Here is an 11,568-nt window from a genome sequence, read left to right on the forward strand (position 1 = left end):
CTGACAGAAACGGAAGTGGTCGATCGTTTATTGAAGATTTCTTCTGAATTGAAGGCTGCCTACTTGTATTATCAAGAACTATTGGCATCTTATCATGAGAAAGATGGGAATCACTTCTTCCGCCTGCTTCGCACGATGCCAACGAAGCTACCCGAAGAGCTACGATCGGTAAGAAAAGCTTTCTTCAAGTACGAAAATGGCATTCGTCTTGCTTTGACCAAACCCTATTCCAATGGTCGCTTAGAGAACTTGCACACGCATATTAAAACGCTAAAAAGAGTTGCTTATGGTTTCCGAGATTTTTCAAATATGCGTACCCGAATTTTCTTACTCAACGGCCTTATTCAATACAAATAAAAAACACCGGAGAAGGAGTTCGATTCCTTCTTCCGATGTTCATTGGTGATACTATCAGTCCGATTTGACAAAGAGCCGACATAAGTATGTCACAGTCCCCTAAAGCCGAATAAATGGTGTTCCAATCTTTGTATGATTCGAGTATTCGAAGAAGCGTAGAAGCAAGTCCATACATGCCCCCAGACATGCGACGAGCATTCGAAGAAGCGTAGGAGCAAGTTCATACATGCTTCGAGGATCGGAACGAAGTCCTTCAATTCTTAATGGCTTTGCCGTTTAGAAATTGATGAGATCGAAACGAAGTGTAGTGTAGTGAGAACCTTAGACACAGAAAAACAGATACAGCGGTAATGTTTTGTCTAGAGAATCGTTAGACTCGCAGAGACAGCAGTTCTTCTACGCTACGCATACCATTCTGCTAAAGTACAAATATGAGCAGAAGCGGCAAAGCAGAACTAGCACTTGTCGGTCCTAAACTGTGCCGAGTAATCGCAGGCAACATCTCAGAAATAAGGCGAACTAGCCTGAAAATATGAAGACCTCCAGGGAGGTATCCATTCACAGCTAGTCATTTTATGAATAGTGTTCCTTGACAATTTTCGGATATTCCGACTTGGTGTCATAAATCACTACGATTGACCTGTCAGAGTAGATGATGCATGATACCTACCTGGTTCTTGAGGCAGAACACTTCTGTCACAACCTTCTCCCTAATTCCCTTTTCAATTTTTGTATTAACAAATTTACGCCGTATTATCAATGCTTTCTCAAATCAACTTTCAACTGGAAATAGTATTTATATAGTTGGGACCTGTCTGAAAAGTTCCAAAGGTATCTGAATTTTTCAGGAATTTCAGCAAAAATCAACCGTTATTCGCTAACTGCTGTTTCAGCTTCTTTCAGTGATTCAAGGTAGTTGTAAACCTGTTGACCGGCGATACCGCCTTCACCTACAGCTGTAGTAATCTGTCTCAATGTTTTTTCACGTACATCACCAATCGCATAAACTCCTGAAATTTCCGTTTCCATTTCCTGATTCGTGATAATCCAGCCTTCTTCATTGGTAATCCCGCTTGTTCTGAATGGTTCAGTCAACGGATCCAAACCAACGTAAATAAATACACCGTTTGCCGCAACTTCTTTCACTTCACCGGATTTTACATTTTTCAGTTGAACACCGGTAACAGCCATGTCATTGCCGACAATTTCTTCAAGAACAGTATCCCATTCAAAGAAAACTTTTTCATTAGCAAATGCACGATCCTGAATAATTTTTTGAGCACGCAGTTCATCTCTTCTATGAACCACAGTTACCTTGGAAGCAAACTGAGTCAGATAGATCGCTTCCTCAACTGCTGAATCGCCTCCCCCAATAACCATTAATTCTTTATTACGGAAAAAAGCACCATCACAAACTGCGCAATAGGAAACCCCTCGACCGGCATACTCTTCTTCACCTGGTACGCCCAGTTTTCGATGGACACAGCCAGTTGCAATAATCACAGACTTTCCTTGGTAGATTGTATCTTCACAGATAATTTCTTTGTAGGAGCCATGATCTCTAATATCAAGTACAGTTCCATAAACATTTTTAGTTCCAAATTTTTCTACGTTTTCGTACATTTTCATTGATAAATCTGGACCCATAATTGAATCAAATCCAGGATAATTTTCAATTTCCGCTGTATTGTTCATCTGACCGCCGGGAACTCCCCGTTCAATCATCAGTACATTCAAATTCGAACGTGAAGCATACAAAGCCGCAGTCATCCCCGCAGGTCCGGCCCCAATAATAATTACATCATACATTTCAATTCCCTCTTTTCTCTATTGTAGAAAGCCGCCAATTCTAATTAGTAAACAGTTATTTTCACAGCCTTCACCATTTATATTTCCACTCTGACAGATAGAATGAAAATATCTGAACATTCCCTATAAGAAAAGTTCAGAAAGATTCCAGTCACTTACTTTTTTCAAGTAAGTTTACTTTACAACCTAAGCAGCTGATTGTCTAATTTTCTGCCTAAACAGCATTCCTAGATTATAGTATCATATTCTATTTTACATGACTTTAAAAATTTCATTTTTTCACTATTTCCTGTTATTCATTCTTCTGCTATTCACGCAGCTTTCCGACCAGCCGATGTTCCTTTGTCATCATATATTTATAGGAAGCAAAAGGCTAAGTTAAAAAGACTGAGAAAAATACTCTATTTTGATCAAATTGAAAGCCGCACTTCTCTACCAATCATTTTGACAGTATGTTGGTTTGAAAACAACAAGCATAAACCCTGGAAATGTTTTCTAAAAACAACTACTCCAGAAGAGCTAAAACCACTTCTGTCACTATCCCCTGACCATGATAAACAGGATTTAACACAAAAACCATTTCCTTACTGTTAGATAGTCCATCTACTGACTCCTCAAGAACAGTGATATGAGTGATGACCTTGCTTTCGATTCTCCCCACAACAGCGGAACTGAGGTTGTTGTCCACCAGCTGCTTTAGCGTACTTTCTGCTTCGCTCAATATTTTATGACGTTTCCAGTCAGCCGTTTCACCGATCCCCTTAATCTTAGTGTTATTCAAACAGATCTGCCAAATCTTCAATAACAAAACATCTCAAGTAGGTACCTTCAGTTGCAATCACCTACTTCTCTCAACCTCTTACCATTATAGTAAAAACAGACATCAGCAGTCCAGTTTCACCTGTTGCTGATATCTGAGATTTTTTAGACAACACTGTTTTGCAGTTTGTACATATCTGAATAGAGTCCTTCTTGAGCAATCAGACTCTCATGACTTCCTCGTTCTACAATTGATCCTTTTTCAAGAACCAAAATCATATCGGCATCACGGATCGTTGAAAGCCTGTGAGCAATTGCAATCGTAGTCCGCCCTTGACGCATATTAGCTAGGCCTTCCTGAATCAGCCCTTCCGTTTCAGTATCAATATTAGCTGTCGCTTCATCCAAAACCAGAATTTTCGGATCGGTTGCCATTGTACGTGCAAATGAAATCAGCTGTCTCTGTCCACTGGAATAACTTGCTCCCCGTTCAATGACTTTCGCATGATATTTGTTTGGCAAGGTTTCAATAAACTTATCCGCCTGTACAAATTTAGCCGCCTCTTCAATCTGTTTGTCACTGATATTCGCGTTCAGCATACGAATATTCCCTGCAATATCTCCATAAAACATGAACGCATCCTGAAGGACAAGACCCATTTTTTTTCGAAGCTCAGTGATTGGATAGTCCCGAATGTCAATATCATCAAGCAGAATCTGTCCTTCATAAAATTCATAAAAACGCATTAAGACATTGATAATCGAGCTTTTACCACTACCGGTATGTCCGACTAAAGCAACGGTTTCTCCGGGATTTGCAGTAAAACTAATATTTTTTAAGACATGGTTTTTTCCATCATAAGAAAAGCTGACATCTCTAAATTCAATTTTTCCAAGGGTGATTTCTGCTGATGCATCTGGATTCTGCTGGGGTATCAGTTCTTCTGTATCAAAAATTTTCAAAATACGACTGCCTGCAACTATTCCATCTGTAAATATACTTAAAAAATCCATCATTTGCGTCATTGGCTCAAAAAATGCCTGAACATAGGTTACGAAGGCGTAAATCAACCCTACTTTAACTGGTGAGTCAAGCGCATCTATCCCAAATAAAGTCAGTGCAGCAGAAACTGCAATTGCATAAAGCAAGTTAATAATCGGACTTAACAGCAACGAGTTAATTCGTATCATGGAGAGTTTTGTCTGCAAATACTCTTCATTTGTCGTTTCAAATTCCCCTTCGAGACGTTTTTCCTGTCTGAACTGTTGAATAATCTGCATTCCTGATATATATTCATTTAGTTTCGTATTCAACTGGCTGAGTTTTTCCCGCATATTTCGATAAATCCTTGAGCTGAACTTTTGGTAATAAGCAATAACTGCCAAAAGAACAGGGAGGAACAAAAGGATACAAAGCGCACTCCTTCGGTCAATTTGAACCATTCCCACAAAGGAAGAAAGCACAGCAAAAATGCCTATCAAAACTATTAAAAAAACATACCAAAATTCAAATAAAGTTTCCGTGTCATTTGTCACACGGGAAACGATTGATCCTGCCGGAGTCTGATCAAAATAGCGCATCCCCAATGTCTGCAATTTCTCAAACAGCTTCACCCGAATAAACTGATACGTTTTCAGAGAAGCCTTCGAATACAAGAACCACTGGAAAAACCAAATCAGACTTTTTACAATGATGCCAAACAAATAGACTCCTGCAAACATGTAAATAATCTGATCAGTTGCTGTTTTCGGTGTTAAGTAATTATCCATCAGCATCTGAATGATTCTTGGTAAAAGTGCGTTAATAATGGACAAAATAAAAGCAAAACCAATAGCAGATAAAAATGTGATACGAAAGGGCTTCGCATATTTTAATAAGCGCCTGACAATGGTTATCTGCTCTTTAACAGGAATTGACTTTGTCCAGACTGACTGCTGTTCTTCCATTATACTTCCCCTCCTTCTATTTTCGCTTCAAGCTGTTGTTTATCCCACATTCTCTTGTACCAGCCGTTTGCCAACAGAAGCTCCTGATGTGTTCCCCGTTCAATAATTTTTCCTTTATCCAGAACAATAATGTCCTGAGCATGCATCACACTGCTTAGACGGTGCGCTGCAATAATAGTTGTTTTATTCTGTCGTTCAGTTTTGAGATTTGTCAAAATTGCTTCTTCTGTTTTTGCATCTACTGCAGAAAGTGCATCATCCAGAATCAACAATTCCGGATTAATAATCGCAGCTCTGGCAATGGATATCCGCTGTCGCTGTCCTCCTGACAAAGACACACCTCTTTCTCCCACCAGTGTATCGTAGCCTTTTGAAAATCCTTTTATGTCCTCATCTATATAAGCCAGCCGAGCTGCCTCTTCCACCTTTTCCTGCGTTAATGAAGGCGTTGCGAAACGAATATTGTCACGAACAGACATTGAAAATAGAAACTGATCTTGAGGCACACAGCCCACTCCTGTTAAAAGGGCATCCAAAGAATAATCCTTGATATTGTGGCCGCCCATGGTAATCTGCCCCTGATAGTCATCGTATTCTCTCATTATCAGCTTCAGCATCGTTGTTTTCCCTGCACCGGTTTTACCGACAATCCCCAGTGTTTCTCCTTCATTAATTTTGAACCTGATATTTTCAAGTACCGGCAGCTCCTCTTTCGGATAGACAAAAGACTGAATATCCATTACCAATGTCCCTTTAGCAGGTGCCTGAATAGCATTTTCCCGTTCAATAATATGTGTTTTCTCATGGAGCATCTCATTTACCCGGTCATAGCTTGCATTCCCTCTCTCCAATACATTAAAGAGTCTGCCAATTGCAAACATCGGCCAAATCAGCATACCAATATAGCTGATAAACGAAACCAGCTGCCCGATTGAAATTACATTGCTCATAATAAATTTTCCGCCGATAATAATGGTCAAAACATATGAAATACCGATAACTAATGTAATAAATGGATCAAATAATGCATCTAAAAAATTCACCCGGTTGTTTTTAATAATTGCCTCCTCTATTTTTTCTGTAAAATCCTGAATATCTTCCTTTTCCTGCCCAAATGTTTTAATAACTTTCATACCTGTAATGCTCTCCTGCGCTTTATCATTAATGGTTGAAAAAGCTGCCTGCGAATCCCTAAAAGCATCATGAAGTTTTGAGCCCAATACCCGCGACATAACAGCCAGCAGAGGAAGAGGAATCAAGGCAATAAGCGTCAGACGCCAATCGACAAACAGAATCATGGCAATAATGGTACTCCCTCCCGTAAAAAAGGAGTCCGCAAACGTTAAAATACCAGCTCCTGCAACATTTTGGATAGCGTTCAAATCATTAGTAGCATGTGCCATCAAATCTCCGGTTCGATGATTTTGATAGAAAATGCTGTCCATTTTAGTAAAGTGATGAAATAACCGCCGTCTAAGCTCCCTCTCCAATTGAGCTGCTCCACCCCAAATATACTTTCTCCAAATATAGCGGAAAATATATTGAGCCAGTGCTGCTGCTAAAAGAACTCCGACCCATAAAAGAATCTGAGAGAGCTCAAAATCCTTTTCAGCAATCACGTCCACAACAATTCCTATTACTTTGGGCGGTATCAATTGAACAATCGCTACCATGACCAAAGCAAAAACCCCTATTATATAACTTTTCTTTTCTTTTTTAAAAAACCAACCTAACTTCCTAAAAACTGACATCTTTTCCTCTCCTTACTCCCTTATATCTTGTTACTTATCACTTGTCCATTCAGCTTTATTTCCATTTTAATGAACTCCTTTCCTGTACCGCTTAAAGACAAAAAAAAACGGACAAAAATCTGCCCGTTGTGCTCGAAATATGAAGATTAGAAGATTTACTTATCCCCTTGGTGCTTCATTTGCTGCATCATTTGACGAATCTTCTTCTCAGAAGGCTTCTGTCCCATAGATGCCATCATCATTCGTAACATCTCCTCATTAACGGGAGGATTCTTTTTAAGATGGTCCTGCATTGCTTTACGGGCAAGGAAAAATCCGCCTGTCGCACCTGCGATTAAAGCGATTACTGCGATTAAAACTACGACTCCTGTTGACATAATAAATCTCTCCTTTCCATCATAAAAGCTAATGAGTAATGTCATTTAAAAAAACAACAGTTTAATTCATATAAGCTTCGAATTTTAGACGTTATAAATTTAGAAGCAATCCTTCTCGTTTAATTGCTCTCAAGAAAACATTTTACTAGAAACAGCTGGAAAAGAAAAGGCATTTTAAAAGATTCTCCAAAAGAAATTTCTAAAATACCTGATTTGAAAGTTTTTCAGCTGATTTCTCAATCAAAATTTTGAAAACTCAATAAAATGAGGGATAGAAAATACTCACCCCACAAAGAAGTTCACGAGAACCAAAAGAAGCAACAGACTGTATCCAGCCAGTTGCCTTAATTTATTGGGTAAGACTGAAAATTCTTACAAAAAAAGGATAACACTCTCATCCCTGACTATCCCCAAACTCATTATTTCCATATAAGGATATAAATTTTACCCCATTTAACCTCTATCAGAGCTTTGCATACCATCCCACTAGCTGTTCCTGCATCAGTGGGACTGGCAATACAGCGCATAATTGAGGCTTTATAATAATAATTTTCATAGAAATAGAGAAAATATTCGCACTATAGTTTTCAGACACATCTAAATCTATTCAAGTTGATGTCAAACCAACATATACACTTCTCTTCTTTTAAGCATCTAGCAATTCCGGAAAAACAGCAGGATTGAATTTCTCTTCCCGAAGCATTTCAATCTCTTTGCCATAAGGAGCATAAGCTGTTTTCTTATCTTTTCCTACATAAGGTGTTTCCAATATTTTAGGTAAAGCAGTCAGCTTCTCATGATGAACAATTCTATCCAACGCCTCAAACCCAATAGTTCCAAAACCAATATTTGCATGGCGGTCTTTATGAGAACCCATTGGGTTTTTCGAATCATTCACATGAATGACTTTCAAACGATCCAAACCAATAATTTTATCAAATTCCTCCAACACGCCATCAAAATTCTCTTTTACATTATATCCGGCATCATTTGTATGGCATGTGTCAAAAGTCACTGAAAGCTTGTCGTTAAGCTTTACACCTTCAATAATTGTTGCCAGCTCTTCAAAGGTCCGGCCAAGTTCCGTTCCTTTTCCAGCCATTGTTTCCAATGCAATTTGAGGAATTTGATCCTTTGTAAGGACTTCGTCCAGCCCCTTGATAATCTGTTTAAGACCGGCATCAACACCAGCACCTACATGAGCCCCAGGATGAAGTGTAATCTGTTTCGCACCCAGAGCCTCAGCTCTTTGAACTTCCTGACGCAGAAACTCTGTTGCAAATCCGAAATTTTCCGGTTTAATTGTGTTCCCCAAATTGATAATATAAGGGGCATGGACAACAATGTCGCTTATTCCGTGTTCTGCCATAAAAGTCTGACCCGCTTCAATATTCAACTCATCAATAGGCTTACGCCGTGTATTTTGTGGCGCTCCTGTATAGATCATAAAAGTTGTCGCTTTATAACTTGCAGCTTCTTCTGCAGCACCCAACAACATCTTTTTTCCGCTCATACTTACATGTGATCCTATTAACATCTTGTTCCTCCTTAAGTTTCATCCATTTTAGCGTACGTTAAAAAATTTGAAATGACAATCTTTTTGCCTAAATCAACAGTCTTTTGTCTGCTGCTGTTTTCCATATCCAGCGAACAGATTCTCCATCAAGAACAGCCTGCAGCTCTTACTCTATAATTTTATTTTTTTCTTTGTTCCGCAAATTGTATATATTGGCTGAGCCATTCTTCCATACTCATTTTTGAAACCAGTTCACCAATCAACTCATAAGGAATAGTTTTAGGATTTGTAAAACGGATACAGCTTTTCCCCATATTCAATTTTGTTGGAACACTTTTTCGATATTCTGACTGAAACCAGTCCAGCACCCCCTTATTACCCATCAAGCCCATGTGATATAAAGCAAGATGCTTCTTCTGGGCAGCAAGACTGATAAATGGAACACCTTCATCCCTTCTGTCCAAGTAACCTTCTGGATAGACGGATAAAGGAACAACAAATGTAGGAAGATTATACTGCCAAACCAGTTCAAAGCCTTCCGGTATACTGTCTGTAATAATTTCAAATAATCGTCTAAATGAATCCTGCCATTTAGGGTCCATCTCTTTAAGGTATATGTCGAATTGATCCATTTGCTTTCTCTCCTGACTCTAATCACAGTGTCCACCTGACCAGTGGTATCCACAATTAGCATTTATTTTAATATGTTATTATACTAAATAGTCTGATTTAGAATAGCACTACTCCAAACAGAAAGCTAGCGGAAACATCCTTGTCTGGCTTTTTTACAAAAATTAGCTATACTGAAAGTAAGCGAACCCCTATTCTCTAATTAATCCCCTTGAAGGAGCTGACAGCTATGACTATTATTGAAGACTATATCCGCAAAGAACCAGAAGAAAGACAATCAGCATTAACAGAGCTTTATCATTTTATTAAACAACTTGTCCCCGAAGCAGAAGAAAGGCTTTCCTACGGGATGCCCACTTTTTATTTGAATGGAAATCTTGTACACTTTGCCAATGCAAAAAAGCATATTGGTTTTTATCCAACTCCCTCTGCAATCCTAGCTTTCAAAGATGATCTCACTGGATATAAATCTTCTAAAGGAGCGGTTCAGTTTCCAGCAACCCAAGAGCTTCCCTGGTCTCTTATAAAAAAAATGATTCAGTTCAGAATCAAGGAAAATACGGAAAAAAAGAAGTAAATAGATTCGCATAAAATTTTTGAGACTATTTCACTACGGATCTTCTCTTTTAAAATCAAGAAAAGACAGGATCTTCCTTTATAACCGGAGACCTTGTCTTTTCTTGCGATTTAAATCAATCAAATTAGTGTCTTTCTGAGAACTCTAGTGGTGAATGTTCACGAAAAAATAAATATGAGTTAGTTCCGTTTTGTCAGTTTCACTTGTGTAGGAACATTTAGTGGGATGGTATGCAATACTCTAATTGAAATAAATGGGCAAACATTTATGTTCATCATACAAAGAGATAGTGGTATGCGTACGACGATCAAATGAGTTAGCAATATTCATTCCGGTATTAAAAGCTTTCTTCGAATGCTCGTCGTCTATCCAGTAGTCTCATATATAATACTATTGGATAGGCTGCACGTTTCTTGACTTAAAAGCATAACTTATTTTTAAGTTGGTCAACAGACTAATATTTCAGTAAAAAGTATTTTTTCTTTCCACGGCGTACTACTGTGAACTGCCCTTCAATTTTTTCACTGTCAGTCAATTCCGCAGCCACATCTTGTATTCTTTCACCATTAATATAAATAGCTCCATTTTGAACGTCTTCTCTTGCCTGACGTTTTGAAGGTTCAATTCCTGCTGCAATCAACAGCTCAACCAAATTCATTGAATCCTCTTGTTGAACTTCATAAGAAGGAACATCCCTAAAGCCCTGAATGATTTCTTCTGCGTTCAAGCCTTTAATATCCCCGCTAAACAACGCCTGTGAAATTTTCACTGCCTGTTCATACGCTTCCTCACCATGAACCAGTGTAGTAATTTCCTTCGCAAGTGCCTTTTGAGCCGCACGCTTTTCAGGTGCTTCAGTAAATTCTTTTTCAATTTCAGCAATTTCTTCAATTGAAAGGAAAGTGAAGTATTTCAGGAATTTTACCGCATCTCTATCATCTGTATTAATCCAGAACTGATAAAACTCGTATGGAGAAGTCTTATCTGCATCCAGCCAAACTGCATTTCCTTCTGTTTTCCCAAATTTTGTGCCATCTGCTTTTGTAATCAACGGCATAGTCAAACCAAAACCCTGTACTTCTTTTTCACGACGCAGTAATTCAATTCCGGAAGTAATATTCCCCCACTGATCGCTTCCCCCAAGCTGAAGCAGACAGCCATGAATTTCATATAATTTCAAAAAGTCATACGCCTGAAGCAGCTGATATGCGAACTCTGTGTATGAGATTCCTGTTTCTATTCGCCGTTTTACACTCTCTTTACTCATCATGTAATTAATTGTAAAGTTTTTTCCAACATCTCTAAGAAAATCAATCAACGAAACCTCACCAAGCCAGTCGTAGTTATTGGCAAGGATTGCAGGATTTTTGCTATCATCAAAATTAATAAAACGGGAAAGCTGATTTTTAATGCTGTCAGACCACCCTTTAACTGTATCAAGTGTATTTAAACTGCGCTCTGCATCTTTAAAAGACGGATCGCCGATCATTCCTGTCCCTCCGCCCACAAGAGCGATTGGAACATGACCGTTCAGCTGGAAACGGCGCAATGTCAAAATCGGTAATAAATGTCCGATATGTAAACTGTCAGCAGTCGGGTCAAACCCAATATAAAGCTTAACAGACTCTTCATTCAATTGTTTTTTTAAAGCTTCTTCATCAGTTGTCTGATGAACAAGTCCGCGCAATTTCAGTTCATCAAAAAAATCTGCACTCATTCTATTTCCCTCCACATTCGATTTACCGGCGCTTTTTTGCCCCTACCTTCCCATATTACCTGAATAACAGATTAAATAAAAGATAAACATCAGCATTTTTATCGAGAAATTAAAGTTTTTGTGATAAA

10 protein-coding genes are annotated in these 11,568 nt (G+C 38.6%); 2 read left to right on the top strand and 8 right to left on the bottom strand.

The window, feature by feature from the left end; genetic code table 11:
* Positions 1 to 357: transposase (locus IW492_RS08100; RefSeq protein ID WP_202067114.1), on the top strand; the 357-nt coding region annotated here is incomplete at its 5' end.
* Positions 358 to 1,227: 870 nt separating this feature from the next.
* On the opposite strand, the gene trxB is transcribed toward IW492_RS08100, so the two are convergent.
* The 7 genes from trxB to IW492_RS08135 all read right to left on the bottom strand — a co-directional run bounded on the left by trxB (position 1,228) and on the right by IW492_RS08135 (position 9,148).
* The gene (trxB, locus tag IW492_RS08105; RefSeq protein ID WP_202067115.1) at positions 1,228 to 2,166 is read right to left on the bottom strand and encodes a thioredoxin-disulfide reductase; all 939 of its coding nucleotides are present in this window, start codon (positions 2,164 to 2,166) and stop codon (positions 1,228 to 1,230) included.
* Positions 2,167 to 2,671: 505 nt separating this feature from the next.
* Positions 2,672 to 2,947, bottom strand: coding sequence for a hypothetical protein (locus IW492_RS08110; RefSeq protein WP_202067116.1), 276 nt, complete (start codon positions 2,945 to 2,947; stop codon positions 2,672 to 2,674).
* A gap of 143 nt (positions 2,948 to 3,090) precedes the next feature.
* Positions 3,091 to 4,872 (bottom strand): ABC transporter ATP-binding protein, encoded by a 1,782-nt coding sequence (locus IW492_RS08115; protein ID WP_202067117.1) that lies wholly within the window; start codon positions 4,870 to 4,872, stop codon positions 3,091 to 3,093.
* Complete coding sequence (locus IW492_RS08120) at positions 4,872 to 6,623, bottom strand: ABC transporter ATP-binding protein (RefSeq protein ID WP_202067118.1); 1,752 nt, start codon at positions 6,621 to 6,623, stop codon at positions 4,872 to 4,874. Before IW492_RS08120 ends, IW492_RS08115 begins: the two co-directional genes overlap by 1 nt.
* A 155-nt stretch (positions 6,624 to 6,778) precedes the next feature.
* Positions 6,779 to 7,003, bottom strand: coding sequence for a YneF family protein (locus tag IW492_RS08125; RefSeq protein WP_202067205.1), 225 nt, complete (start codon positions 7,001 to 7,003; stop codon positions 6,779 to 6,781).
* A 643-nt stretch (positions 7,004 to 7,646) separates the two neighbouring features.
* A complete protein-coding gene (locus tag IW492_RS08130) occupies positions 7,647 to 8,537 on the bottom strand; it encodes a deoxyribonuclease IV (protein WP_202067119.1) in 891 nt (296 codons plus the stop codon).
* A 158-nt stretch (positions 8,538 to 8,695) separates the two neighbouring features.
* Entirely contained in the window at positions 8,696 to 9,148 is a 453-nt protein-coding gene (locus tag IW492_RS08135; RefSeq protein WP_202067120.1) for a DUF1801 domain-containing protein, read from the bottom strand.
* 227 nt (positions 9,149 to 9,375) lie between these two features.
* Here IW492_RS08135 and IW492_RS08140 point away from each other — a divergent pair, with 227 nt between their 5' ends.
* Positions 9,376 to 9,723, top strand: a complete 348-nt coding sequence (locus IW492_RS08140) for an iron chaperone (RefSeq protein WP_202067121.1) — start codon at positions 9,376 to 9,378, stop codon at positions 9,721 to 9,723.
* A gap of 454 nt (positions 9,724 to 10,177) precedes the next feature.
* Here the strand turns inward: IW492_RS08140 and tyrS are convergent, their stop codons facing one another.
* Positions 10,178 to 11,440 carry a tyrosine--tRNA ligase gene (gene tyrS, locus IW492_RS08145; protein ID WP_202067122.1) on the bottom strand — a complete coding sequence of 421 codons (1,263 nt, stop codon included), beginning with the start codon at positions 11,438 to 11,440 and terminating at the stop codon, positions 10,178 to 10,180.
* Between the last annotated feature and the right edge of the window lie 128 nt (positions 11,441 to 11,568).

The sequence above is a fragment of the Enterococcus sp. BWB1-3 genome (assembly GCF_016745275.1).
In the GTDB taxonomy this organism is placed as follows: Bacteria; Bacillota; Bacilli; order Lactobacillales; family Enterococcaceae; genus Enterococcus_L.

What these genes read in the sequence shown, in the direction of transcription:
- IW492_RS08130 (WP_202067119.1), bottom strand. Translation starts at nt 8,537, where the DNA reads ATGTTAATAGGATCACATGTAAGTATGAGCGGAAAAAAGATGTTGTTG.
- IW492_RS08135 (WP_202067120.1), bottom strand. Translation starts at nt 9,148, where the DNA reads ATGGATCAATTCGACATATACCTTAAAGAGATGGACCCTAAATGGCAG.
- IW492_RS08115 (WP_202067117.1), bottom strand. Translation starts at nt 4,872, where the DNA reads ATGGAAGAACAGCAGTCAGTCTGGACAAAGTCAATTCCTGTTAAAGAG.
- IW492_RS08140 (WP_202067121.1), top strand. Translation starts at nt 9,376, where the DNA reads ATGACTATTATTGAAGACTATATCCGCAAAGAACCAGAAGAAAGACAA.
- IW492_RS08120 (WP_202067118.1), bottom strand. Translation starts at nt 6,623, where the DNA reads ATGTCAGTTTTTAGGAAGTTAGGTTGGTTTTTTAAAAAAGAAAAGAAA.
- trxB (WP_202067115.1), bottom strand. Translation starts at nt 2,166, where the DNA reads ATGTATGATGTAATTATTATTGGGGCCGGACCTGCGGGGATGACTGCG.
- tyrS (WP_202067122.1), bottom strand. Translation starts at nt 11,440, where the DNA reads ATGAGTGCAGATTTTTTTGATGAACTGAAATTGCGCGGACTTGTTCAT.